Origin of the sequence: Pseudoclavibacter sp. 13-3 (assembly GCF_021168475.1) — a bacterium.
GTDB lineage: Bacteria > Actinomycetota > Actinomycetes > Actinomycetales > Microbacteriaceae > Pseudoclavibacter_A.
In genome coordinates, this window is record NZ_JAJOZT010000001.1 from 125,653 (window position 1) to 149,938 (window position 24,286).

The 24,286-nt window shown below is 63.5% G+C and carries 23 protein-coding genes and 1 tRNA gene; 12 read left to right on the forward strand and 12 right to left on the reverse strand.

All coding sequences use genetic code 11. From position 1 onward, the window contains the following. Positions 1-48: 48 nt before the first annotated feature. The 5 genes from LRX77_RS00620 (at position 49) to LRX77_RS00640 (ending at position 2,299) form a co-directional block, all read left to right on the forward strand. Positions 49-186 (forward strand): hypothetical protein, encoded by a 138-nt coding sequence (locus LRX77_RS00620; protein ID WP_231830909.1) that lies wholly within the window; start codon positions 49-51, stop codon positions 184-186. Then, positions 183-506, forward strand: a complete 324-nt coding sequence (locus tag LRX77_RS00625; RefSeq protein WP_158031282.1) for a DUF7768 domain-containing protein — start codon at positions 183-185, stop codon at positions 504-506. Before LRX77_RS00620 ends, LRX77_RS00625 begins: the two co-directional genes overlap by 4 nt. Positions 507-1,041: 535 nt before the next feature. Continuing rightward, positions 1,042-1,617, forward strand: coding sequence for a DUF7448 domain-containing protein (locus LRX77_RS00630; protein WP_158031281.1), 576 nt, complete (start codon positions 1,042-1,044; stop codon positions 1,615-1,617). A gap of 32 nt (positions 1,618-1,649) precedes the next feature. Further along, on the forward strand, positions 1,650-1,949 hold the full coding sequence (locus LRX77_RS00635; RefSeq protein ID WP_158031280.1) for a hypothetical protein: 300 nt from the start codon (positions 1,650-1,652) through the stop codon (positions 1,947-1,949). Further along, a complete protein-coding gene (locus tag LRX77_RS00640; protein ID WP_158031279.1) occupies positions 1,946-2,299 on the forward strand; it encodes a hypothetical protein in 354 nt (117 codons plus the stop codon). The genes LRX77_RS00635 and LRX77_RS00640 overlap by 4 nt, the downstream gene beginning before the upstream one ends. A gap of 84 nt (positions 2,300-2,383) precedes the next feature. On the opposite strand, the gene LRX77_RS00645 is transcribed toward LRX77_RS00640, so the two are convergent. The 4 genes from LRX77_RS00645 to LRX77_RS00660 all read right to left on the reverse strand — a co-directional run bounded on the left by LRX77_RS00645 (position 2,384) and on the right by LRX77_RS00660 (position 8,153). Next, complete coding sequence (locus LRX77_RS00645; protein ID WP_158031278.1) at positions 2,384-4,903, reverse strand: DEAD/DEAH box helicase; 2,520 nt, start codon at positions 4,901-4,903, stop codon at positions 2,384-2,386. Between the two features lie 357 nt (positions 4,904-5,260). Beyond that, positions 5,261-6,541 (reverse strand): Y-family DNA polymerase, encoded by a 1,281-nt coding sequence (locus LRX77_RS00650; protein ID WP_158031277.1) that lies wholly within the window; start codon positions 6,539-6,541, stop codon positions 5,261-5,263. Then, positions 6,523-6,933 (reverse strand): LexA family protein, encoded by a 411-nt coding sequence (locus LRX77_RS00655; RefSeq protein ID WP_225733256.1) that lies wholly within the window; start codon positions 6,931-6,933, stop codon positions 6,523-6,525. Before LRX77_RS00655 ends, LRX77_RS00650 begins: the two co-directional genes overlap by 19 nt. 74 nt (positions 6,934-7,007) lie before the next feature. After that, positions 7,008-8,153 (reverse strand): hypothetical protein, encoded by a 1,146-nt coding sequence (locus tag LRX77_RS00660; protein WP_231830910.1) that lies wholly within the window; start codon positions 8,151-8,153, stop codon positions 7,008-7,010. A 107-nt stretch (positions 8,154-8,260) separates the two neighbouring features. On the opposite strand from LRX77_RS00660, the gene LRX77_RS00665 reads away from it, so the two are divergent. The 5 genes from LRX77_RS00665 to LRX77_RS00685 all read left to right on the forward strand — a co-directional run bounded on the left by LRX77_RS00665 (position 8,261) and on the right by LRX77_RS00685 (position 14,583). Further along, the gene (locus tag LRX77_RS00665; RefSeq protein ID WP_231830911.1) at positions 8,261-8,599 is read left to right on the forward strand and encodes a hypothetical protein; all 339 of its coding nucleotides are present in this window, start codon (positions 8,261-8,263) and stop codon (positions 8,597-8,599) included. Then, a complete protein-coding gene (locus tag LRX77_RS00670) occupies positions 8,592-9,560 on the forward strand; it encodes an ATP-grasp domain-containing protein (protein ID WP_158031274.1) in 969 nt (322 codons plus the stop codon). The genes LRX77_RS00665 and LRX77_RS00670 overlap by 8 nt, the downstream gene beginning before the upstream one ends. A gap of 786 nt (positions 9,561-10,346) precedes the next feature. After that, complete coding sequence (locus tag LRX77_RS00675) at positions 10,347-10,487, forward strand: hypothetical protein (protein ID WP_192496668.1); 141 nt, start codon at positions 10,347-10,349, stop codon at positions 10,485-10,487. After that, positions 10,484-11,059, forward strand: coding sequence for a nuclease-related domain-containing protein (locus LRX77_RS00680; RefSeq protein ID WP_225733204.1), 576 nt, complete (start codon positions 10,484-10,486; stop codon positions 11,057-11,059). Before LRX77_RS00675 ends, LRX77_RS00680 begins: the two co-directional genes overlap by 4 nt. Before the next feature lie 8 nt (positions 11,060-11,067). Next, positions 11,068-14,583, forward strand: coding sequence for an FtsK/SpoIIIE domain-containing protein (locus LRX77_RS00685; RefSeq protein WP_231830912.1), 3,516 nt, complete (start codon positions 11,068-11,070; stop codon positions 14,581-14,583). 6 nt (positions 14,584-14,589) lie between these two features. Here LRX77_RS00685 and LRX77_RS00690 read toward each other — a convergent pair whose 3' ends face one another. Next, a complete protein-coding gene (locus LRX77_RS00690; RefSeq protein ID WP_225733203.1) occupies positions 14,590-15,420 on the reverse strand; it encodes an HNH endonuclease family protein in 831 nt (276 codons plus the stop codon). Positions 15,421-15,457: 37 nt separating this feature from the next. Here LRX77_RS00690 and LRX77_RS00695 point away from each other — a divergent pair, with 37 nt between their 5' ends. After that, a complete protein-coding gene (locus tag LRX77_RS00695) occupies positions 15,458-16,486 on the forward strand; it encodes a KTSC domain-containing protein (protein ID WP_158031271.1) in 1,029 nt (342 codons plus the stop codon). 351 nt (positions 16,487-16,837) lie between these two features. Next, positions 16,838-17,806, forward strand: a complete 969-nt coding sequence (locus LRX77_RS00700) for a hypothetical protein (protein WP_231830913.1) — start codon at positions 16,838-16,840, stop codon at positions 17,804-17,806. Here LRX77_RS00700 and LRX77_RS00705 read toward each other — a convergent pair. From LRX77_RS00705 to LRX77_RS00735, 7 genes are all read right to left on the reverse strand, one after another. Continuing rightward, on the reverse strand, positions 17,783-18,739 hold the full coding sequence (locus LRX77_RS00705; protein WP_192496667.1) for a DNA-methyltransferase: 957 nt from the start codon (positions 18,737-18,739) through the stop codon (positions 17,783-17,785). The two genes, LRX77_RS00700 and LRX77_RS00705, sit on opposite strands and share 24 nt — an antisense overlap. 47 nt (positions 18,740-18,786) lie before the next feature. Further along, on the reverse strand, positions 18,787-21,288 hold the full coding sequence (locus LRX77_RS00710; RefSeq protein ID WP_158031268.1) for an ATP-binding protein: 2,502 nt from the start codon (positions 21,286-21,288) through the stop codon (positions 18,787-18,789). 11 nt (positions 21,289-21,299) lie between these two features. Beyond that, positions 21,300-22,442: a hypothetical protein gene (locus LRX77_RS00715; RefSeq protein ID WP_158031267.1), complete on the reverse strand. Its 1,143-nt coding sequence runs from the start codon at positions 22,440-22,442 to the stop codon at positions 21,300-21,302. 6 nt (positions 22,443-22,448) lie between these two features. After that, on the reverse strand, positions 22,449-23,012 hold the full coding sequence (locus LRX77_RS00720; protein WP_158031266.1) for a hypothetical protein: 564 nt from the start codon (positions 23,010-23,012) through the stop codon (positions 22,449-22,451). A 53-nt stretch (positions 23,013-23,065) separates the two neighbouring features. Further along, positions 23,066-23,653 (reverse strand): hypothetical protein, encoded by a 588-nt coding sequence (locus tag LRX77_RS00725; RefSeq protein ID WP_158031265.1) that lies wholly within the window; start codon positions 23,651-23,653, stop codon positions 23,066-23,068. Between the two features lie 99 nt (positions 23,654-23,752). Continuing rightward, positions 23,753-23,820, reverse strand: a tRNA-Ala gene (locus tag LRX77_RS00730). Positions 23,821-23,892: 72 nt separating this feature from the next. Continuing rightward, entirely contained in the window at positions 23,893-24,270 is a 378-nt protein-coding gene (locus LRX77_RS00735) for a hypothetical protein (RefSeq protein WP_158031264.1), read from the reverse strand. Between the last annotated feature and the right edge of the window lie 16 nt (positions 24,271-24,286).

Consider the following 24,286-nt stretch of genomic DNA (forward strand, 5'->3'; position numbering starts at 1 on the left):
CCACTCTGGATGGATGTGCCTCACCTGCGTTACCGGGAGCGTGTACTCGTGCAGCGTCTGACCGCGACTCAGGTCATCGTGCACCGTGGAGGAATCGTCTACCGCTTCCGCCGTGGCGACGGCACACAAGTGGGAGGCAAACGCCGCCTGCGTGTGATCCAAGACGCCGAGGCGGAAGCCCGATGAGGGTGGTCGTTGTCGAATCTCCATACGCCGGTACTGTCTATGAGAATGTCACCTACGCCAGGGAGTGCCTTGCAGACTGCCTGTCGCGCGGTGAGGCACCGTTTGCCAGCCACCTGCTGTACACGCAAGATGGTGTCCTCGACGACCATGACCCCTTCCAACGGGACCTCGGAATCTCCGCGGGTCTCGCGATTGCGGAGCGAGCCGACGCGACGGTCGTCTACGTCGACCACGGCATCACACCTGGAATGAGAGCAGGCATCCGGGCGGCTTTGAGGGCAGGTCGTGTCGTGGAGTATCGGGGTCTGGGGCACGCATAGACGATGGGCATGAGCAGACTTCACCGCGGCTGGCCACCGTACCCGATGACCGCGCTTGAGCGAGCTGCGATCGTCCTCGGCCCTGAAGTGGTGCTGGTCGCCGGGCTGCTGGGTTCCTCGAGCTGGTGGTTCGCAGTAACTATGTCCGCAGCCGCAGTACTCGTCCACGTTGGTGCTGTCCTCAGCCTGCGCCCGACGCGACTGGCGATCATTCAGCGCACCCGTGCGGCAGTCCGCAGTCGGACGGCCTCTGCTGCGTACCGGTTCCTCCTCTGTGCCACAGAAGAACCACGACTCACAGTCGTGGCAGCCATACTGCGCTCACGTCTGGAACGCGCTGTCAACGGCCCGCTGACTGAGAGCTCCAGCTTCGAACTCGGTGAGCACAGGTGGAGGTTCGTCGACGTCGGCCAGACTTGCTGGACGCTCCAATGGCTCGTCGACGACGAATGGGAGCTTGTTTCCACGACGAGCGCGACAGCGAGACTCCCGCGCACATGGACATCATGAGTGCAACAGCCGGAGGAGTCACATCATGATGATCGAGCCCGGTTCCGTATGGATCCGTCGCCGTGACCGCACGCCCGTGGTCATTGTCCCCGACCCTGTGGGTGACGGGCCGACGAGTACGACGCTCCGCAGGATCGCATGGCGGGCGCTGCCTGCGGGTCGACTGAACCGCACGACTGTCGCAGCCTGGGAGAAGAAGTTCGTGCCCTTGGTGCGCGACGGTCAGCGCGTGTCCGATGCGGGATCGGAGATCATCCGTGAGCTACTCCTCGGGTGTCGTGTCACACGGGTTGAAGAGGGACGGACCCTCGTCTTGGACTCCGGGATCCGCTTAGAAGTCTCCGGAAATATCGGGTGCGGAGGGTGCTCTGCCGGGAACTACTCGATCACCCGTCTAGAAGCGTTCGACAACGCCATCACTCGTGTGGAGTTCCCCACGCAACAGAGGGAATGCGACAGCGACGACCTCGAATACCTCCACATCACCGTGTACGCGGAAGGCGGGACAGTGCCCGACCGCACGATCCTCACCGCTGTCGGCACCCCGGGCAACGGGTACTACGGCAGTGGGTACACCATCACCGTCCGTCTCCCCGAGTGAGCGGTCTGCGCCACTCCGCGCACATAAGCCGCATGAGCGCAACCGCCACACTTGACCGAATCATCGACCACGGCACCACGGACCAGGCCTCCGGGATTATCACCTGCGCGGACGGCGCAGTGCTCGGCGTCTACGCGAACAGCCTCGTGCACAGTCTGCCAATGGCCGACTCCGCCGGACCATACACCCACCTCGAGGTGGTCATACCGGAGGGCGTCGAACCGCCAGAGGGCGGCTGGATCATCAACCGTGACCAGCACTGGCGCGGCTACGTCGAAGTCGAGGACGTCCGCGAACTGATCGCTCGTCACGGTGGTGAGGCGGCTGCATGACACACCGCACCGATGGAGACGAGTTGCACCGGCGCACAGAGGATCAGTCGAAATCGGTACAGGCCCGAATCGTCATCGCCGAGCTCCCGAGACTCGGGGCCTCCCGCGCCGCCGGTACCAGATGGGCAAACGCCATCGACCTGAGTCACGCCGAAGAGCTCCAGCTTGACGGCAGCATGACCGCCTCACTCAACCAGTCATTCATCGACGCCGCGGTGCATGTCCTGTCGCGACGAGTCAAGGCCATCACCGTCACCGGAATCCAGGCAGTCAATGCCCGGTGCCGTGAATACCTGACTGACTCCGCAGCTCAGTATCACGTGCCCCTCACCATCAAGGACAGTGAGTGATCGGCGACGGGTGGCGCCAGTACAGTGATTTCCGGCTACCTCCTCGCATTTTTCTAGCGATGACGGCGACCTCTCCTCAATGATCTAGTGCTGAGATGCCTGAGGCAGGAAGTCCTGGGTCCACTGCTGTGTCAGTTCATCTGCGCTGAGGTGGAACTGTCGGAGGTTTGCCCCGACTGCTGTTTGGTCGCGGAAGCGCTCTTTATCCGCAAGTGCCACGGCGAAATTCTTGACTGCGTCTCGTAGTTCTTTGAGACGTTCGAAGGACATGATACGTGCCCCCTGCCGCGGAGTTGCGTCCCAGTTGGGTGTGCGTGATGGATGAATGAGGATCGGCACTTGTGTGAATGAGGTGCCTGCGTATGTAGCGTCAAACCAGTCGGCAGACCCCGAGAGCTGCCCGAGGTAGTCACGGCTGATCGTCTCAGCGGCCGCCTCACTTTTTGCCTCGACCACCCAGTGCTGTCCAGTGCTCATCGTCCAAAGATTGTCCGGCCCACGACCAGACTCATTATCGGGCCGAGATGACGTGAAACCGAGGATGCACCCGAGTGTTTCGAACGCTGCCTCGAACCGCCTGTAGGTGCCTGACTCGATGCTCGGGGTGAGGTCGCGGAGCAACGACTCGATGCCGACTTCGAAGCTCTGGAGGGTTGAGTAGTTCTTGTTCATGTACTGGGCCGCCTCCGCTGCCTGGTTCGCGTTGGACGGCTGGCGACGAGCTGAGGACTGCCCCGAAGTCTTGAGGATGTAGTTGTTGTCGGTGCGGGCGCTGTACTGCAGTTTACGTGCCTGTTCGGGGTCAACGAGGTTGATGTAGCTTGCGCCGCGCTGCTTGAGCCAGCCCTTGAGCCGATTGTCTGGGACCTTGTCGTAGATCTGCTGCAGGACCCGACCTGCCTCCAAATACTGGCCAGACATCGCGCAAGTAAAGGCATCACGCTCGGCCCTGACCTCGGGAGGCACGACGCTGGCCTCCCCATACGTGACATTGGCGATCGACTGCTTGCTGGCGCTAACCCACTCCGGATCGCGCTCTAGGAATCCCTCAATGGCTTCGTCAAAAAAGGACATTGTTTTACCCCGACCCTCCGCCGCGAGAGCATTTGACAGTTCGTACTGAGCGCGGGTCGCTGGCGAGAGCTGTTCCTTGGCGCTGGCATCATAGAGTCTCTCGACTAGCCGAGGATCAAGCAGCATCGCGACGCAGTAGTCGTCGGTGGAGCGCACGCCGCGCCCCATACCCTGCTCGATGCGCTGCACTTGGCGTACGTTCATGGTCTCGGTGCCTCCGAGCGCGGCAGCTTCCACTTGCTCGAACGGTGAGTAGCGCTCCGGAAGTCCGTCGAGGATGAGAATCCGACAAGCGTCGCCAGGCAGATCGACTCCGTCATAGCGGGCGATCAGCACGACGAGTCCCAGATGACCTCGGGTGAGTTTCTGCACCACACTCTCGATGGTGCTGGCGTCGTGGATCTCCGTTGTGAGGGACTCCCAGTCCTGCGCTCGATGTCGTGATGGAACGATTACGACAACATTACGGTTTTGCGCCCACACTTGCACGCTTGCGAGTACTTGTTCTTTGGTGATTACGCGGCTCGTCTCCATTGGCGTCAAGATGATCCGATCGCCAAGGTCGCCTGCCGATGAGGGAACAATTGGGTCGGTGACGCACTCCGACGCCACAGCCATATGTGTCGTGAGCATCGAGTCGTCCGCCAGAGTTGCGGTCATGTATATGCGGCGACTGGCTTTCATATAGGAGGGCACAACTGCCAAATCAGGGTATGGTAGTCGCACTTCGACCTGCTGAGGCGAAAACACTGCCTCGCAGAGCTGAAGATGCTCCTGCAGCATCGGCCAGCCGAACTGCGCATTCTCGTTCTGTCCCTCGTCACCCGCGAAGGTGCTGAGGATACGATATGCACTGTCCTGCTGAGCTTGCCAATCCCAATACGGCACTGGAACCGACCGTGTCCCTCTACCTTCCATGATCGCAGTGTGCCCTGCCATTGACTGTTTCTTGAGCTCCTCGTTGAACAGGGCCAGGAGCTCACGATACTGCGGGGATTGCGCAGGAATAGTAAGCGAGAACTGCTCCTCAATGATCGGGATACAGGCATGTGCATCGTCAATGATCACCGTGCTGACCGGGATCGACTGAGCAAGGGTACCGTGGAGTCCGAATTTCGATTTGCCGTTGTACATGGTGTGCACTGTGGTGATGAGTATGGCTTGATGCTGGCGAAAGATTGGGTCTCGCGGGTCTTTGGTCCACTTGATTCCCAAGTTATCGGCGGTTCTGCAAACCTGTGCGACCAGCTGCTTGTTGGGCACCAAATAGACGGCTGGCTCTTTCTTCTCGTTGAGTGAGGACTTGAGAATCAACAGTCCGACGACGGTTTTTCCGCTCCCGGTGTTCATCTTCACCACGAGGTCAGGCTCATTGCGTCGCTGGAACCACTTGTCCCAGACCTCTGTCTGGATGTCGTGAGGGAAACGGAACGGCGACCCAGAGGGTTTCGGAAGGGCACGGAAGAGCTGCTTCGGGTCGACGGTGCTGTCAGCTGGATTTCCCTGACCAATGTTGCTGAAGATGCTCATTCTGCGTGTCCGCCCCAATCTCGCGTCGTCTATCTGTCGGCCGTCATTCTGCCTGCCACCAAACCCTACGCCTACGTGTGTGGTTCACAGGACGTCGCCAGCTTGCCGACAGTGTGACCGCCTAGGGGCGTGAGGAACGCGGTATCGAGCGTCAGGGGACTTCACCTTCGCAGACGGCGCCGCGTTCGAGGTACACGCGTATGGTTATGAGCTCCCAATGGCCGATGCCGGCAATTAAGGCTCAGGTGAAGTCCCTGGCTGCCGAGGCCGAGGTGTTCCGTCTGCTGAACACCGCGGGGTCTGCGCAGTCCGCGGATGATCTGGCGCGTGCTGCTGAGGTGGAAGGCCGGTAGCTCGTCATCGTGCGATCGCGAGTTCGTCCCAGTGCGTGGTCGCCCGTAGAGAGAGCATCTCCCGCTTCATCTGCCAGTCTGGTGGTGTCTGCAGGCCCGCGAGCCCGAGCCCGATCGCTCCCCTGCCGAGCCGATCGTTCACCCGGTCCATGAGACCGCAGACCCGTGATGCGGGTGTGTCTGCGTCGAAGAGGTCCAAGGGCACCTGGTCATCGGCTTGTGCGATGTCGCTGAGGCTCACCCCGGCTCGCACGTAGCGGCGCCCTTCGAGCATCCTGGGGAGCACCAGTCCTGTCGCCGCTCTGGTGATGAGCGCCGGGTCTGCGGTCCGAGGGACGATCTCGCAGGCGGCGGCTGCGGTGTGCATCGGGGGTGTCGCCCAGGCTGTCTGAGCCCACGCGTAGACAGAGCCCGCGATTGACCCTTGCGCTCGCAGTCTTCGGCTGGCGTTCTGCGCGTAGATGGACAGCACCTGCCCCATCTCTGTCGGCGTGCTCACGGGCGTTGAGAAGGAGCGGGAGAAGAGGACCTGCTGACGGATGGCGTCGTGGTCTCCGATCTCGATGCATGGTGTGCCGCGCAGCTCGAGAATGGTGTGCGCCATGTTCACGTTGAACCTGCTGCGCATGTTCTGGGGATCAGAGTCCCTGAGTTGCAGCGCCGTTTCGATGCCGATACCGGAGAGTCTCTTCACTCCCCTGCGGCCGACTCCCCAGAGTTCGCTGACCGGCGTGGAGTCGAGGATGCGGTTCATCTGGTCCGGCGTGTACCAGTCGGTGCAGGCGACCCCTGCGAGCGTTCGGCTGGACTTCGCACCGTGGCTGGCCAGTTTCGCAAGCGTTCTGGTCGGGGCGATACCGACGGAGACGGGCACGCCGATGTCGTGGCGGATGCGTCGGCGTATCTCACGGGCGGTGGACACCAGTTCACCGACGGTGCCGCTCAGGCGAACGAAGGCCTCGTCTATCGAGTAGACCTCGACTTGGTCGCTGAATCGTCGCAGCATCGCCATGATGCGTCCGGAGATGTCGCCGTAGAGCTCATAGTTCGACGAGCGCGCCACGACCCCGTGCTTGTCGGCCCAGGCCTGCAGTCGAAACCACGGCTCGCCCATAGGAATGCCCAAGGCCTTTGCCTCGGCGCTTCGTGCGACCACACAGCCGTCGTTGTTCGACAGCACCACGACCGGTCGGCCTTCCAAGGACGGGTCGAAGATTCGTTCGCAGGCTGCGAAGCAGGAGTTCACGTCGACGAGCGCGAACCGCGTCAGACTCGGTGCAGGCATCTGGTCACCACGCCCCACACGGAGAGCTCCTGCCCCTCGCCGATATGGATGACCGGGTAGTCGGGGTTCTCCGGGTGTAGTTGCGGGCCGCGCCCGGTCAGGCGCAGCCGTTTGATGGTGAGTTCACCTTCGACGACGGCGATGACGATGCTGCCGTCAACGGGCCGCAGCGAGCGGTCCACGATCACTTCGTCGCCGTCGCTGATGCCACAGCCGATCATGGAGTCGCCGGCGACACGAATGATGAAGGTCGCTACGGGGTCTGCGATCAGATGCTCGTTCAAGTCGATGGAGCCGTCGAAGTAGTCCTGCGCCGGCGAGGGGAACCCAGCATGAACCGGGCTCAGTGCGGCGAGCACGGTCACACGACCGTGCGGTTCGATCTTCGCAATCTGTGCCACGGCAACCACCTCCAAGTATTCGAACACATGTTCGATTCAGAGTATAGGTGTCTTTGCCGACACGCCTAGAAGAGTGGGTCGTCCGGACGCCAAGCGCCCTCGGCGTCCCCGGGGTACTGGGCCCAACCGGTCGGGTCCTCCCAGGGTGCGTTCTCCGGGGCCGCCGCGGCACCCCACCACCAGGACTCGTGCGGCGGATGCGCTCCTGGACGGATCTTGCGGGCCGCCCAGCCGAGGATGTGCCCGCTCGGCAGTCGATAGCTCCACCAGAAAGCGACGTTGTCACCATGGATTGTGAATCTGCCCCGTGCCGCACCGTGTGTCGTTGCAAGTTCGCCAAGATCTCGGCGCAGATCGAACGGCTCAATCCCACCAGTGTTGATCCACAGCATGTACCGGCCTTCGAGGTCGTACCTGACGTTGCGAAGCTCGGGCACACCGCGATCGTCAAGCAACCGGCCTGTCTCGTCGACACCCGGATGACCGGCGACCTCTCGCCCATGCTCGGCCCGAAGTGTTGCTGCGACTTTGTCCGCCTGTGGCAGCCAGTGCTCGAAGGCGCTGATGGTCAGCACGATCGCCTTCGTCGAGTTGACCTTCGTGTCGTAGGTGAGCTCTCGCCCGTGCATCACGCCGTGCCTGGAGAACTGTCCCAAGGACTGCCGCTGTTTGACGTCTGCGTTGCAGACCCTGCGGACGACCTCGATGTTGCCGCCCAGGCCAGCCAGGGTCTCGTCGTCGACCGCTGGAATCGGCTGCCACTTCGTGAAGAAGGCCTTTTCAGTGATGTCGAACGAAAGGCCTTCAATCTGCGCGAACAGGATCGGAATGCTTGCCTCATAGGCACCTGCCTGATGGTGTGCGATCGCCTTCTGGACCAGATCAACGCGACGCCAGAGGTCGGCCTTGAACGGCCAGTGAGCGTTGCCTCCTCGCCGCAGGCGCTCGACCCCGATCTCCATCCAGCGTGCGTGCTCCCCGTTCCAGATGTCGGTGAGTATCTGGTCGAGCTGGTCGGTCGTGGCGCCGTCTTCCGCAGCTTTCAGGGCACGGACGGTGCCTTGGTATGGCCACACCGCAGACATCGCCCACCCGAGTGGTGCGAACACGCTCATCGCTTCGGCGATGTTCACCGAAACGTCAACTGCAGTGCCGCGCATCCGTCGCCTCACCTGTGCGGCAGCCTGCGCCAGCTCGTCATCCGACATCATCCGCTCCCCCGATCAGCTCGCGGTAATCCTAGCCAACCGCGCACACGAGTGGCATGAGAAGACACCGGCAGCGTCCACAGCCCCTGCGGAGACAGCGACGCAGAGGAGTGATCCTGCTCGACGAGGAAGGTCTCCTCTGGGGGTGGACCGGCGAGGCTTTCGCTGGCTTCCCTGACACGTCCAGGACACCCGCCTCGGTCACTGTGCCCGCAGTGATCGTCTACGGCGGTGGGCATCGCCTCATCGAGGACGTCTCCGTCACTGACCCTCTGCAGCAGGTATCCCCCGAGGGCGGACGAACAGTCTGGGCCGTCCACGCCATCGGAGACAACGAACTGGGCTTCTGGGCGCTCTTTGATACCGAAGCCGAAGCACAACAGCGGGCACAGGGAGCGAACCGCGACCTCTTCGCGCGTCTGACGCTTCGGAGGTCTCAGCATGACTGAAGACATCCTCTTCTGGTCGACCCCGATGGGCTACGTCAGTGGCTTTCCAGAGCTCCAGGCGCTCTGGCAGCATTGGCACCCGAGCTCTCAGCCGACCGGCGATCGGGAAGACTGGCTGGAAGCCATCCTGCGGCTGGACACCCTCCTGAACGTGCATCCCAGGGAGCATGTTTGGGTCCGCACGACCACTGAGCGCCAGGCCGTGAACGCGGCAACGGGCGAGGTCTGCACGGATGCCGGTCGTCTCGCTCGCATGAAGCTCGTCGGTCCGGTCGCCAACATCGGACACCTCTCGCAGTCGTATCTCAGCGATCCCCGTCTGGAAGGCGAACGAGTCGTGAACAGCTACTGGGCAGAGCCGGTGTTTCTCGCGCATGCCGGGCGCCCGGTCATCCGCACCACGTGTGGGGAAGGTCAGGGGTTCCCTGCGACGAAGGACACCATCAACGCACTGGCTCCTGGACGAGTCTGTGTCAAAGACATCGACCCGAAGATGAGTTTCTTCACCACCACGTCGCCGTTCGACAGCCATGACTTCTTCAGCAAGGTCAGCATGTGGTCGCCCGACCGCCCTGGTGCACTCCTGGTGCAGCCATGGGTGCCGTTGAGCGCTGAGTACAGGTTCTTCGTTGTGGGTCACAAGGTCGTGACTGGTGCGGGCTGCATCGAGCACCTCACCCCGCTCGACGCGCTCGCACGCCCATTCGATCCGAGGGTTGAGCGCACTCGGGGTGCGTCTCCCGTCTTCGAGGCGCCGGAGCTGGTGGCACGGTATCTGCAATGGGCGGAGAGCTACACGGCTGCTTGGCGGGAAGCACATTCCACCTGTGGCGACTACGTCGTGGATATCGCACTGAAAACAGACACCGATGAAGTCGTTGCCATCGAGATGAACGGACTGCACAACTCTGAGCTGTACGCATCAGACGTGCGCGCATTGTTCGAAGAATGGTGCCGGTAGCGGCCGCCAGCGGCTCCCTTGGGAACCTGTATGCTCTCTCTCGCTGTGTCGAGAGCATAACATTCCGGAAAACCACCAGACAACCCTCGGAACCCGTGAAAACCATGTGTGGGACGCGATCGAAGGCCACCCGCGCCACAGAAACGGACCGAACCGCAGAAGCCGCACACCGGGGCCGAAAAACCTTTATGCTCTCCCCGGCTCGCACGGGGAGAGCATAACACATTTCCGCCGTCACCGCTGTCACCACCCTGTCACCACCCCTCGTGTGACGCTACATCCCATATATTTACTGGCCAGCAGGGGTCTGTCACCACTGTCACCACGATTGGGGGACACCCCCTCCAGATGAGAGGAAGAGAGGGGGGGGAGAGCCCCCTATATATCTCTCTCTTACATGAGGTCTACAAAAAGTGGTGACAGTGGTGACAACCCCCTCCTGCCCAGACCGCAGTAGGGCTTCGCTGTCACCACACCACCGGTGACACCGCGGTGACAGCGGTGACAGGAGCACAGCGACTGTCGTTCCAGCCCACGGCTGGAGCTGATGTCGTTACAGCCGAGATCGGCCCCGGCGCTTCCCACTCGAGAGCACCCCACCGCCGAGACCACCCCGCGCCAGCACAGAAACGGCCCCAGCAGCCCTACCAGCCCACAGCTGACCCCATCACACCGAAACTGCCCCCAGTGCCTCAGTGACGCGCACAGCCCCGCACAGGACATACTCTCGGCGGCGTTCGGCAACTCCCCGCCGCGAAAGTCCCCTCGCACGCATACATCCCCGGTATGAAGTTCCTGCTGCGCGAAGACGAAGACGACAACAACAAGCTCATTGACCAGCCGAAGGTCCGCGGGATCGTTTGGGCGCTCACCGGCGTGCTCGCCCTCGGGGTGATTGTCATCCTGGTGAAGAGCGTGCTCGCGTGACGCGCTCGTACGGTCGGGTGATCGGAGTGCCTGGTGGGTCGCTGCAGCACTCCGCGGGGTGGGCTGCGAACGAGGACGTCGCTCGTATCGGACGGACAGGCGAGCTGCGAACGGCCGAGGTGCTGGATCGCCTGGCGATGCGTCCCGGCGGGGCCGACGTGATCCACGACTGCCGCATACCGATCCCGGGGATCAGCGCGAACATCGACCACATCGTGGTCTCCGGCAGCGACGTGTGGCTGATCGACTCCAAAGTCTGGAAGCCGGGCTTCTACTGGACGTTCAGGGGTGTGTCTCGACGTGGGGGTGAGCGGTTCCCGTTCGCGGACAAGAAGACGCTGCCGATGGCGGAGCAGGCTGTCCGTGGCTTCCTGCGGACTGGTGCCCGTGTGTACTGTCTGCTGGTCGTGTGGCCGTCGAACGATCATGCGGTACTTCGTCTCGGGCTCTACCGTCCACGGGGAGCTCGTGTCGTCGCCGGCCCGAGGTTCGCTCGCCATCAAGCCATCCGCGCCAAGCCCGGTCGGACGCAGATCACTGACCGGCTCGCCGAGCTGGCTATTCACGCATAGGTCGGTTCATGGCTGTCAGACCACCTCAGAATGAGACCGACATCGCACCATGGGTGCTCGTCGGGTCCGTGCCGGTCGCCGCGCTCGCCTGGTGGCTGTGGCAGGTACCCGCCGTCGCCCTGCTCTGGATCCTCGTCGTCGCTGCATGCTGGTTCTCTCAGCCGCCGATCCTCACAGGCAAGAAAGACCGAACCGGTCGAGTCCAGCCGGCATCTACGGCGGAGCAGAAGTCCATGTCCCGCCACGAGATGTTCCGCGCCGGACGGTTCTCACTCATCGTCCCCCAGATCAGCTCGATCGGCTGGCCGCCGCTCATGGCTTCCTTCACCGCGCTTCTCACAGGGGTCGCGGGATGGTTCCTGCCGCTGAGCGCGCCGTTTCAGGTGGTGTGGCCGCTGTTCCCGGCATTGAACGCGTGGGGCGCGTTTGTGCTCGCTCTACAGGTTCCGGCCATCGCCCGGCAGTTCGCCGATGATGTCCAGCCACGCCCCGGACTCGATCTGCCCGAGGTCTGGAAGCGGCTGACCTCCAGCAACCTGCGTACCATGATCAGTCTCGGCTCCGGGGTCCTCGCGGCTGCGCTCGTGGTTGTCGCGGGTTGTGCGCTTGGGTCGAAGGTCTCGTTCCTCAGCTCGCTGTTTCTCGGCCTTGCTTGCGTCCCCTTCTCCCTGCAGGTGGGGCTCCATGGGCCGGTCATCGCCCACTGGCGGGACATGGTCGATGGGCGCGCACAGTGGGCTCCTCGCTGGGAGGTGCTGAAGCTCGACCCGGCCCCGCGTCTGGTCGACCGTTCCCGGCTGTCTGGCGACGTGGCCACCATCGACACGTTCGACGCCCCTCCGGAGGTCGGGTCACGCGGCATGTTCGCTCGCTTGCAGGACTTCGAAACCCTCGTCGACCCGGGAGCCACCGTCGCACTGCTCATTGAGCCGAACCTCGACAGCCAGGGGCAGCCAGTGCCGTCGACATCGCATCCGACACGGTTTCGCGTCATCACCTGGTTCACGGACGACTGGCCAGCCGTCTCTGCCGCCGAGACTGACGACGACATCCGCCAGCTGGTCATCGAGACAGTCGCCTCCCGCGCCGCCTACGCAGTGCAGAAGCTCCCGCCGCTCGTCCTCGAGCAGCTCGCCCCGATCACGGACCCGCCATCTCAGCGAGACACCGACGACGGCTTCGATGATGCGAGGGCCGCGTTCGGCACAGTGTGGCGCAGCCCGGCAAACCCTGACGTGACCGTCAGCGTCCTCATGGAGCTCGGCATCCTCGATCGTGTGGCGGCAGAACTCGGATGCGAGATCATTGCCGATCCGGAGAATGACTGCGCATACCTTGGTGCTCTCACCGAACCACCGATCGCTCGCATTCAACCGCGTTGGGTGCACCGGTTCGACGAGCTCGCGAGGGTTCGTCGCTGGGATCAACGTTGGACGGACATCGTCAAACAGGGCGGACGCAAACCGGTACTGCAACCGTCGACGGAGCGCGAGTACCAGTACCGCCACATCGACCGAAGAACGGGTGTCGCGCGCAGCATCACAGTCGGTACCTGGGGCTTCGTGACACCTCAGGGTGTCACGCCTGCGGAGTTCACCAACCAGGACACCGAGCACAAGCTGAAGACCACGCTGAAAGCGGCACCGTTCGCTTCCGTGCAGCCGTGGAAGGACCCTGCGAGCCGAGATGGTCGCGCCCACTCCGAAGCGTTCATGGTCGTCTCCGTGCCCGCGGGAACAGACCTGCCGACCCTTCCACAGGACTATGTCCCGGCGGGGCGAGGCAACGAAGCGCAGCGGCTCATCCTGGCCGGCTTCCTCTCCCACGCGTTCGACGCCTGCCGTCTCGCTCGCCCGCACCTGACGAAACTCACCGCTCTGACCACCGCCACGTCGTCCGGCACCATCTGGCGAATGGACATCTTCCTCGGCGCCGGAGTGACTCTCGATGCACTCCGGAGACAGTCAGAGAAGATCCGGCAGACCCTTGGTGTCGAATGGCTGATCGTCGACCGTGCGGAGACCGGGCGGGCCACCATCGTCGTCGGCGCAGCTCCCGGTGCTGACGGCATCGAGTACGCGAACCCGGCTGACAGCAACCGTGAGTATGTGACCAGCCTCAACTGGCAGCAGGTCTTCATCGCCGCGAAAGTCGTCAGCGAGAACGGCGCAGTGCCCTCACTCGTCTCAGCGGGGGTTCTGCCTCACAACGACCGGGTGCAGGACCTCACGTTCAAGCTGCCGATGGGGCTCGCGCCCGCCGACGTCCGGGAGAAGGTCGGCAAACTCAGGGCAGCATCCGGCAACGACTTCATCGACATTCGCGACAGCGAAACCGGCCCCGACCATGTCCGCATGCTCGTCTGCCGAGAGAACCCGCTGCCGAAAGGCGTCCCGTACGACTTCGAGCTCGTCGATCGCCTCGCAGACGAGGGATGCGTGCCGTTCGCCATGGGGGTCGAAGGCGAGCCCGTCATCTTTGACCCGAAGGAAAGTCCTCATGCCCTCCTGTCTGGCCTGACCGGCTCTGGGAAATCTGTGCTCGCGCAGACGTTCATCTACGCTGCGGCGGCACATGAGGAGCACGTCTACATCATCGACCCGATGAAAGGCGGTGCCGACTTCGCATTCGTCCGCCCCTACGCATCCGCGTTCGCATCGACGATCACCGATGCTGCGGCGGTACTGAAGCACATCTATGCCGAAGTGACCAAGCGCAAAGACCTCAATGCCGCTCATGGCGTGCCGTCATACGCGGACCTGCCGGAGAGTGTGCGACCCACCCGCATCTGGGTCATGGTTGATGAGTTCACCTCGCTCATGGGCAAGGAACAGGTGCCTGACCCGTCGAGTGATCCAGATGAGATGGCGGAGCGGGAACGCGTGATCGCGCTCAACAGCGACAAAGCCACCATCGGGACCATCACCGGCAAGATCGCACGCGAAGCACGATCTGCAGGCGTGACTCTGCTGCTCGGAACTCAGAAGCTCTCTGCAAAGCTCTTGGACACGGTCCCAGGTGGTGGCGACCTGAAAGTGAACCTGGCACGCACGCTGCTCGGAAAGGCCTCCTACGGGGACAGAATGTCGGCGCTGCGGAACCCGGACGATGCGCCCGAGCTTGGGTCCTTCATACCGAAAGGCCGCGGATTGTGGGAGCCGTTGGTCGGGCCTACGCAGGTCATTCAGGTGTGGTACACGCCACAAGCGGATCTCGGCGCGCACCTGAAGACTCGTCGCTCGCCGCTGCGGCCGGAAGAGCTGCCGGACTTGGATGTGTACCGACGGAACAGCTCAGGCCACCGTCTCGGCGTCTTGGAGGAAGACGACGGCACGACCACGGTCGAAGTCGTGGACGAGACACCGGTCATTGAGGATGTCGGCATTGTCGAGGAAGTCGACATCGCTGACGACCTCGCAAGCTTCTTCAACGACGTGGCGTCACCGGAGACCGACCCTGAGCGCGCATCAGAACCGTCTTCAGCGAACCCAGCGGTGGTACCAGAGACCTACGACGACTTCTGATCCCGCTCACTGCTGGCAACGGTCGAGGACACCAGCCATGGCGTCACGCTCCGAATTGGTGACCCAGAGCCCGTACTTCGCTTTCACCAAGACCTGGCGCTCGACGTACTGGCATTGGAAGGCGGCGTTCGCCGGGAGCCATTCGCCGGCGTCTTTGTCGCTCTTCGCCTGGTTGGTCGGGCCGTCGACGGCCAGCAGGTTCAGCGGGTCGTTGGCGAGCTGGACCCGGCGTTCCTGGCTGAGGTTGCGGGCACCGGACTGCCAGGCGTTCTTCAGTGGAACGAGGTGGTCGATCTGCACTGCGGATGAGGTTGCCCGGCCGCGCTGGTAGTCGATCCCCCGGGCGGTGTACGGGTCTTCGAGGTGCCCGGAGACCACGGTGCACTTGCCATCCTTGCGGACGGCGGTGAGGTCTCTGGCGAGGATGTCGTTGCGGGTGTCGCAGCCGTTGCCGTCGACGTCCTGCCAGGCCGGGCCGAACTGACCCTCCCGGTTGTAGTCGTCGCCACGGTCATCGGCGCGAACCTGCAGGCCACCGAGCGTGTCTTTCACCTGACTGACGTCGAAGCCGAGTTCGGAGCCCCGCACCTGAGAGGTTTGATCGCCTTGCCCAGCGATCGTAGTGGCGGCGTCGGCGATCACCTTCGAGCCGTTGGAGAGCACGTCGCGGCCCGTGCCGAACAGGTCCCTGAGAGTGCCCTGCGTCTGCGGGTCGCTCCAGGTGGTGCCGACCGCCTGTTTCAGCGCGTCAAGGGCGCCGAGCTTCATGCTGCCGAGGCCTGCCGCGACGATGACGGCCACCAGGATGACGACGAACTTTGCACTCAGATGCTTCATGTCCCGTCATGTGCGCGGGCAGCACACATCACTGGTCATGAGCGAGCACATCCGTGGCAAAGACATCGGCATCACCCCGGGCAAAGGCACCCCCGGCAGTTTCGCGGAGAAGCTGCAGAGCACGCCGGAGGTGTCGCTTGCGCCTCACCCACTGAACGTCAGCAAGACCGCACAGCAGCAGCGGGCGAAGGCACTCGCCGACAGCAGCCGCTCCGTCGGCGCCGCCGCAGCATCGACATCGCTTGACCCGTCGGACACCCGTGGCATCAAGCGGTGGTGGTCGGGGTCGTTCATCTCGGCAGAGCACGAGGCCGCCGGCGCAGGTTTCGAGAAGATGCCCGACGACTACACGCCCGGGCAGACTTCTGGGCGGGCGCTGTCCGGCAACCGCCGCACCCACCGCATGAGGTATGAGGGCGCTGGTGTCACCCTTCGGATGCCGAGCGCGACTGCGATCCGCCGCTATTCGGCGACGCACGGGTACCGCACGTTCGACGTGCCGGTTTCGGCGACTATCAACGGCCGGCAGGTGAGCTCATGGGTGCGAGTGACCGAGCATGAGCCTCGAGTCTGGTCGACGAAAGCTCTCGGCTTCGACCCGACCGACCAGGTGGGACTGAAGCTCGCGGAGGCTGCCAACGCCGTCCTCGAGTCGCGTCGCCCTCGAACCGCGCTCAGCTCGGTGCGCTCGTTGATGAACCGTCGGCGACAGCGTGCCAAGCAGATGGGTGTGCCTCTCAAGCCGCTGTCTCAGCGTCGAAGCTTCATCAGCGAGGCCGGCTACGACAAGGCACGAGGCGTGCTCGCCATGCGGATGGGCGGGACAGTCTACGGCTACAAGGTTTCGGAGCAGACGGCGTCTCAGATCCTGAACGCCCGCTCCCCCGGTGAACGCTACAACGCGATCATCAAAGGCCGCGCCCGCCGGGCGAAAGTCGAACTCGACCCGGTCACCGGTCGGGTCTTCGACCCCGATCAGACGAAGCGTCGTTTTGGGGTCAGGCAGCAGGACCGAGCGGGTGTGAAACCGGTGAACATCGTCGACCGGGATGCCGCCATCAGCTGACATCTATTCCGTTGCGGGTGTTACGGGACTATATGCGTCGTAACGCCGTGCGATCGGGCCGCGCACATGCCAGCGCGGAGGGGGCACATCGGCTTCAAATCCGCGTATGTGCGCGGAGCCTGACCGTGCCCGACGCTCATGGCCGAGACAACATCACCGTACCGTGCGATCAACGACCAGTACGACCAGCAAGCCAAAGACCTCGTCTGCGCCTACTACTCAGGCTCCCAGTCACCCGATCAGGAGCGACATGTGCGCGGCCAGCTCGCGGCAATCGTCATCCAGGCGAGAGTGGCAGAGCAGGTCGTCTTCGGACGCTATCGGTTCTCAGGTCAGATCGGCCATGACCTGGTGGATGAGATCGTCTTCGACATTGAGAAGAAGATCGCGGCTATCCGTGACACAGCACGGTCTCATTCGACACTCGATCTGGAGATGATCCGATCCGGGCGGTCGCTGCTGGGGTGGGCACGGCAGATGATGAAGATGACCGCCCTGTCCAAGCATCGGGATATTCGAGCTCGCGCAGCAAAATCGGAGACCTTCACCGGCATCATCCGCGAGGACCCGTCGGAATCGCAGCGCGCCAGCGCCGCGAGCATCCGGTTGGAGGCCGCACTGGCCACCGACGACGAGACCACCTCAGACGACCAGCGGTTCGACCAGGCACTGGACACCTTCGATCGGATGCTCACGTCTACGGACCGGCGCCCGAGAGAGCTGATGCATCCCGCCGCTGTCGGAGTCCTCACCTACCTGGGGATCTCCGGCCGGCCTGTCGCCACCGTAGACGGTCGACGAGCGCTGGAGCGTCTGCTGCAGACGACACCGTCGCTGCCGCTCGAGTCACTGGCCGCGTGGGTTGCCCTTGTCGAAGGGACCATGACCGCCAGCCAGCAGAACAGCATCCCGGACCTTGCCCTGCGGTTCTGGGACGGGCTGACACTCGCTGAGGCTTCCACGCTCTTGGAGTCAGGGCCGCGCACGACGGCTCTGGTGATGCGAGGGTTCATCGCCGGTGCGATCCGGCCGACCGACGAACACATCGCCCAGATCACTGACGCCGCGAGCGCGCTGCTGCCTGAGTCGGCTGAGGAGTCAGTGCCGGAGGCAGTTTCCGCGGTAATCGCTACGAGGTGCTCGCGGGTGCGCGCTGACGGTTCGCTCAGCCCGTTGCGGGAATCGCAGCAGTGGGATGACCTGCGAGTAGACCTTGCGCTGAAGAGGGTGGCCACCTGCCTGGGCGCCGGCGGCCGCATCGAGCGGATTGAGGAGATGGTCGTCCGTCTCACATCGTCAGTGGCTGGTCTTGCGATCTGACATACGGGCCTGAACGAGGCGTATCGAGTGGGGGTCAAGGTCGAATCCGATGGCCTCGGCCCCCAGCTCGTCAGCTGCCTGCAGAGTCGTACCTGACCCGCAGAATGGGTCCAGGACGACTTGCCCCGGACGCACCAGTAGGCTCACCAGCCAGCGCATCACAGCACGGGGCTTCACCGTGAGATGCCCGGCCCCGTCGACGGTGGGTCGTTCGCTTTTGGCGGCCTTCGACGAATAGAACACCTGGTCCACCACGCTCGGGAACATGTGGGCGACCTGCCTGGGGCGCCCGGTGATGACCAGATCGTCGATGAGCTCACGTGTGGTTCCTGCGCCGTCGTCGACGAGGATTGCGTTCGTCGGGAACCGTCCGAGTTCGTGCGTGGAGCTCGGCATATCCCTGGTGCCGAGGCGCAGAACATCAGTAGACTGCCCGGGCATGCGACCGAGTTCATCTTCGGTCGGCACCCGGCACTGGTCGATCTGTAGGGTGCCGGTTCCCCATTGGGCGACGCCGTCTGGCATGTTCGTGTCGAACGGCTTGCCTGCCAAGCAGATTGGCTCATGCGCCGGCTTCAGTTTGGAGTGCGTGCCGGCGTACTCGTGAGCCAGGTCTGGGCGGCCAGTCTTCACGAACACACGGTCGAAGGCAAGCCCTTTCGTCATACCGGAGGCGTACAGCCACATCAGCTGATCTCTGACGACGAGCCCGGCATCCTCGATCGCGCAGGCCAACCGATGGTATGTTTTCGAGGCCCCGAATGCTGCGAGGTGCCCGCCGGGCTTCAGCACTCGAGCACACTGCTCCCAGACGTCTGGGTCGAATGCGATGCCGTGGTCATCCCAGTGCAGGCCGGGCTTCTGCGTCTGCCCGATCTCGTAGGGCGGGTCGGTGATGATCACGTCGACGCTCGAGTTGTCGAGTTCACGCATCAGCTGCCGGCAGTCACCTTGTGTCGCACACCATCCCATGCTGACACCTATGCGGGTGAGGCGGCACCTGCCTGTTCACGCGCAATGATGTCCTGACGGTTCGTGGAGGCCCGGGCGAGGAACTCTTTCGACAGCCGGATCTCCACCGGCGCGGATCGTCCTGCGAGGTCGGTGATGATGAAGACCGAACCTCGGACGATCTCGCTGGTACCGTCTGGGTTGCGCCGGCGCAGCGATGCCATGGACGACCAGTTGACGACCTGGCTGCCATCCGAGCCGCCACGCATCGGTTTCTCCATGATCCGCTGGACGACGTCAGGCGTGGGTTCGATTCTGGCGACCTGCAGGGCAGCGATGGCCTCATTGCGCTCACGGATGTGGCCGATGGCGACACGCGAGACGTGGGGGCCGAGACCAGCGCGGATGGCTCCGGTGATGTCTTGGGAGAAGAACACGGGCAGCACTCGCATCGACCTGCAGAGACGACCGGCCTCCTCGGCTGCCTCGGGGCTCGTGTTCGTCAGCAGCCATGACTCATCCTGCAGGATCACGCCGTCACGGTTTGTCAGACTCATCATCGCTCCGACGAACATCATCTTCACCACTGCAACGCCGATGCGCTCGTTCAGGTTCCTGTGGGCGTTCGGGTTCGTGGGGAGTGTCAGTCGGGTCTTCCCGAGCTTCAGGAGGGTGGTGCCGTCGTAGGAGCCGAGCGCCGCAGACTCTGGGTGGATGCCGAAGAATGAGCCGAAAAGCGAGCTGTCCTGTTTCAGCTGGAAGATCGGCATGACCATCTCTTTGGACGCCTTGCCGTCTTTGTAGGCGTACGCGAGCGCCTCTCCGGTGCATTTCGCGCCACGCTGACGGACGCCGTAGGAGATGGCGCTGTTGAGCTCCCGCTCGTAGCGTTCCGGCTCCTCGGCCCATGGGCGGATCTGCAGGATTGTGGCGGCGGCGGTGTCGATCTGTTCCTGCGGGTTGTCGACGGAGAAGCGCAGCGGGTCGAGGGCGCCGTCCGATGAGGCGAGGTCGTCCATGGAGATGACCTGGCCGCCTGAGGCGATGACTGCAGCGGTGTGGTCTGACCCGTACTTGGGGTCGACGATGATGTTCGGAACCGACATGCGGCTGAATTGGTCGGCCATGTTCAGGAGCATCATGGTTTTGCCTGACCCGGAGCCTGCTGCCACGAGGAAGATCGGCGGTACGTCTTCGTCGGCCACGGCGGTTGGGCTCAGCCAGACCGGCTGGCTGTCGTTCTGGGTGAACCCCATGCAGATGCCTGATTCGTCGCCAACCGCCGACTGTGACAGCACCCCGGAATATGCGACCGTCGTGGATGGCAGATCCTCCAGATTTGGGTTCGATCGCCACGGGCTGGCAAGTTGCGACTCCATCCAGGCGAGATCCTGTCTGTCGCTCATGGCGTTCATGGAGAAGATGGTGCCCATGCTGATGTCTTCGAGGTCGGCGACCTGCCCGGGGATGGCGCAGACGATCGAGGTGTCCACAAGAGTGGGAGGAGCGGAGCCAGCCGCTGAGTACGCCTGGTCGATCGACTCCAGCTCGGCGAGCTTCTGCTCCAGCTCGTCTTTGGAGAGCTTGCCTGCTGACTGGCGGTCTCGGATGTCGCCACGGTACTGGACGATCTGCCCTCGCACCTCCGAGCGGGTGATCTTCGGCGGCTCCACCAGTCCCCGGATGGAGATCATCGGAGCGCCGACGTCCTGCAGCGCCATCGCCCAGCGCACCCATGACTCGGTCTCCGAGGTGTATTTCAGGTCGAAGTCTCCGACGGCGGCGAACGTCAGTGGGCGCTGCCCCTCGATGTCGTCCCAGAGCTCTGGCTTGTCGAACCCCATCAGCTCGGCAGCCCGGGTCGCTCGACTGTCGGTGAAGAATCTGACGTGGTCGCGGTACGGCACGAAGGGGATGTCGGGGTTCCGTCCGAAGTTCCACCACCCATTCGCGAGTTTGAAGTCACGATCGCGCATGTCGAGCAGTCCGGCGCGTTCGAGGGCGGCGTTCACCTTCTGATAGTCGGCCTCAAAGTCTGAGATCGGCACTCCACCGGAGACCATGGTGTCAACAACAGACTCGACCGCCTCTTTGAAGCCACGGCTGGCGAACTTATTGTTCAGCCGGACACCGAACAGCACGACCTTCTCCTGGGTGACGACGTCTCCGTGAGATTCCAGGAGATAGTCGTGAATGGGATGGTCGATCGGCGGCTGGAAGAATCTGGGCACGACCACACTGATCAGATGAAACTGTCGGTAGCGGCCCTTGTTCATGCCGCGTTTTGACCCGCTGACGCTGGCGAGTGATGCGCAGGCCTCGAAGGCGTTGTCGAGCACACGCTGCGCGCCGAGGGCGTCCTCAACGGTCTTCGCGTCACGGATCGGCGCCAGCGGCACGCGCTTGTACAGCCAGACGTCATTGCTGATGCCTTGGATGATGCCGTTCTTTCTGCGGGAACGGACTGTCGTCGGCCACGAGGGGTGTGTGGCTGGCTGGTGCATGCCGCCGGCGTTTGAGTGTTTGCTCAAAGGTTGCTCCTCTACTGCGCATCCATCGGCACCGACGGATCAGGCTGCTGCTGATCGGTGGGTGCTTGGGCGGGCTGCGTCGGCTGGGTCTTCGCCTGGCCGGCGTCCTTCTTGATCTGGCGGCCGGTGACAGCATTCTGGTAGGGCTCAAGGTCGGGCCCGGTGCCGGTGGCACCCCAGGCCACGACTCTCGGGCTGGCGGTGTTCGCGCTCTCAATGAGCACGTCGAACGTCTGCTTCTGCCCCTTCGAGTCGACTTCGCGCGGGTCCTGACCGTCCCATGCGACCTTCATCTCGACCTGAGCGATCACCGTCGACGGGTTCTGCTGTGACTCGTAGGTCTTGTCCTTGAGCATCGGCTTGTACGCCGCCTTCTGAATGATCGTGGAGACAGAGCCGACCTTCGCGAGCGTCATGTACGTGTGGCTGGCGTCCTGATCCCCGACCGCGAGACGCAGTGTCGCCGAGTCCCCAGAGGTGTAGGCCTTCGCCCAGTTGTTGACGGCCTCGCTCATGGCATCGGTCTTCGTGGTCTCGACGGTGTCCATCCACGGACCTTTCGTCGACCACCCGCTCGACGACGGCGCGACCGGGAATGCCGACGGCGTGCCGACCGCTTCAGACTGGCCATTGCCGTCGACCGCGACGGTCACGTCAGCCTCGTACACCTGACCGGCCTTGTCAACCAGGGTGAACCGGTGCATCTCCACGGAGTAATCCCGCTCGCCCCACGCCTGCAGTACCTGCTGTGAGACGCTCTTGTCCTGGCTCTTCGTCGAGAAGCCGTCCCAGGAGACGATGGTTGCTCCCGGCATCGGTGCAGGGTCGCCGGCGAGCCATTTCTGCATCGTCAGCCACGCCGTCGACTTCCCGACAGAGTCCACTTGGTCAGCCACCTGCACGGCGGAGCTGCCGAAGCTCGGGTCCATGATCTTTGTGGCGAGACTCAGATCCACCACGAGCACGATGGGCATGCCGATCAGTGACGCCCACGCCAGCAGCCGGTAGCGCTTGCGCCACTTCGGTTGTTTCGCGTTGACAGGGGACCGCTCATCTGGAACGTCGACGAGGCCGGCGTCCTGCCACGGTGTGGCGCTCTGAGGGCCAGATGCCTTCGCTCCAGCTGGCTTCTTCGACTTCTTCGATCTGGCCACAGCGGGTCAGTCCTCCTCGTAGGCGCTGAGGAACCCGTCGCTCACCGTTTCGGGTGCCGTCTCCTCTGACTCCAGCTGCTCCTCGTCCAGCTCAGCGGTTTCCGGCACCGCGTCTGACTTCGGCACAACGCCGCGGCAGAACTGCGCTGCTGCCTCGGCGATGGCGATGGTCTCCGGCGACAACCGGGCGAGCACCTGCGCCGTCCGACGAGCAGCCTGAGTGTCGGCCTGCGGGAGTCTCCCGCCGTCCGTCGCACCGAGGGCTTCGAGGACTGACCAGACTGCTTTGATGCCCTCGCGCTCCAACGACAGGACTTCGAGAGCAAGGTCGAGCGGGTCCACGGCAGCCAGACGGATGACGTCAGCGATCGGTGTGGCCTTGTCGTCGGAGAGGAGGATGCGCGAGATCAGCTCACTCGTGTCGGGGACCTCCGGGCGGGAGACACCGAGCGCGACAGCTGTAACGGTGACGACCTGAGACGGTACTAGCCCATGATCGAGCGCCAGTGCGAGGTCTACGACCGTCCGGATCGCTCGTCGGGTCAGGGTCTTCTGCGGCTGGTCGCTCATGCGCTCCTCCATCGTCTGGCTGTACGACGGATACCTATGCGTAGCGGTGAGAGTCAGAGTTCAGCGACGACTTCCGCAGGTGGAATGCCTTCCCCCAGACGGCTGGCGACACGTGAGGCCTTTGCCTCCCGGTCTTCGGCGATGGTGAATCCGCCAGCGGTGTCCACTGCCGCGAACGCATAGGCCCGGCAGCGTTGCGACCATACCTGCGATTCGAGCGGGTCACGTGACTGGAATGAGCGCTTCCATGACTTCTGGCAGAGCCCTGCGAGTCTCTCGGCGAGCACGGTCGCTTGGCTGACACTCACGTCGGACTGCACGAGATCCAGCTCCTGTGCGGCGGTCTGTGCGACAGGCTGCCCGGCCTGGAATGCGAGCTCGCCGAGAACCGCGGCCTGCCGGTGCAGACTGTCATCGTCGAGGTGGGCGGTTTCTGGTGAGGTCAGCAGCAGGTGCTCTGCGACGACGTGGTTGGCAGCATAGTGCTCGCCTTCGTCGAACCTCGGCCGGCTGGACACTGCCGCAAAGTACGCGGCGACCGCTTCGGCTGGCACGCTCGGCTCTTGCCCGAGGTCGGGGCCGTCATAGTGGCTGTGGGCGTGTGGTGCGAAGCTTCCGGGGGTGCCATTTCCGGGGGTCACTCCGACATTGATTCCTCGTGTTGGGCCTGCGCTTGTTGCCATTGCTCTCTCCGTCTGTTCTGGGGCTGTTCCACCTCACGGATGTGTGCGGCGCTTCTGTGGGGCTGGCTGGATTCGAACCAGCAACCAGGCGGCCTACCTGCGCTCTGCCGTTGAGCTACAGCCCCATGGTCGACGGCAGGGTGCCGGTGAAGGTCAGGGTGCCGGTGAAGGTGGGGCCCCTGCCGTCGAGTCTGTGTTCAGGCAGCCGCCTGCTGCTGCGCTGCGAACCCGCGGATGATCATCACGTCGATCGGGCTGAGGCCGCGGATCAGCAGTGAGTGTTCGCCGTTGTGCTGAAAGGCGACGCCGGCGCTTTGGAGCATCGCGCGCAGGAAGTACTGGATGCGGTCGTACGGGTCGTCGAAGTCGCTGGTGTCGATCCGGAGCACCCCGTCCTCGTCAGCGGAGGTGAGGCTCTCATCGGTGATCTTCACGACCCCGATCACACGTGCCAGATACAGGCTGTCGTAGTCGATGTCAGCTGCACGCTCCCCCACGACGACAGCGACTCCGGGCATGTCGGCGGTGCGATCGAGTGCGGTGCGGATCCGTTTGGAGATGCGCTGTTCAGTCATGGTGTGCTCCTTCGTT

What these genes read in the sequence shown, in the direction of transcription:
- LRX77_RS00625 (WP_158031282.1), top strand. Translation starts at nt 183, where the DNA reads ATGAGGGTGGTCGTTGTCGAATCTCCATACGCCGGTACTGTCTATGAG.
- LRX77_RS00630 (WP_158031281.1), top strand. Translation starts at nt 1,042, where the DNA reads ATGATGATCGAGCCCGGTTCCGTATGGATCCGTCGCCGTGACCGCACG.
- LRX77_RS00635 (WP_158031280.1), top strand. Translation starts at nt 1,650, where the DNA reads ATGAGCGCAACCGCCACACTTGACCGAATCATCGACCACGGCACCACG.
- LRX77_RS00640 (WP_158031279.1), top strand. Translation starts at nt 1,946, where the DNA reads ATGACACACCGCACCGATGGAGACGAGTTGCACCGGCGCACAGAGGAT.
- LRX77_RS00645 (WP_158031278.1), bottom strand. Translation starts at nt 4,903, where the DNA reads ATGAGCATCTTCAGCAACATTGGTCAGGGAAATCCAGCTGACAGCACC.
- LRX77_RS00650 (WP_158031277.1), bottom strand. Translation starts at nt 6,541, where the DNA reads ATGCCTGCACCGAGTCTGACGCGGTTCGCGCTCGTCGACGTGAACTCC.
- LRX77_RS00660 (WP_231830910.1), bottom strand. Translation starts at nt 8,153, where the DNA reads ATGATGTCGGATGACGAGCTGGCGCAGGCTGCCGCACAGGTGAGGCGA.
- LRX77_RS00670 (WP_158031274.1), top strand. Translation starts at nt 8,592, where the DNA reads ATGACTGAAGACATCCTCTTCTGGTCGACCCCGATGGGCTACGTCAGT.
- LRX77_RS00675 (WP_192496668.1), top strand. Translation starts at nt 10,347, where the DNA reads ATGAAGTTCCTGCTGCGCGAAGACGAAGACGACAACAACAAGCTCATT.
- LRX77_RS00685 (WP_231830912.1), top strand. Translation starts at nt 11,068, where the DNA reads ATGGCTGTCAGACCACCTCAGAATGAGACCGACATCGCACCATGGGTG.
- LRX77_RS00690 (WP_225733203.1), bottom strand. Translation starts at nt 15,420, where the DNA reads ATGAAGCATCTGAGTGCAAAGTTCGTCGTCATCCTGGTGGCCGTCATC.
- LRX77_RS00695 (WP_158031271.1), top strand. Translation starts at nt 15,458, where the DNA reads ATGAGCGAGCACATCCGTGGCAAAGACATCGGCATCACCCCGGGCAAA.
- LRX77_RS00705 (WP_192496667.1), bottom strand. Translation starts at nt 18,739, where the DNA reads ATGCGTGAACTCGACAACTCGAGCGTCGACGTGATCATCACCGACCCG.
- LRX77_RS00720 (WP_158031266.1), bottom strand. Translation starts at nt 23,012, where the DNA reads ATGAGCGACCAGCCGCAGAAGACCCTGACCCGACGAGCGATCCGGACG.
- LRX77_RS00735 (WP_158031264.1), bottom strand. Translation starts at nt 24,270, where the DNA reads ATGACTGAACAGCGCATCTCCAAACGGATCCGCACCGCACTCGATCGC.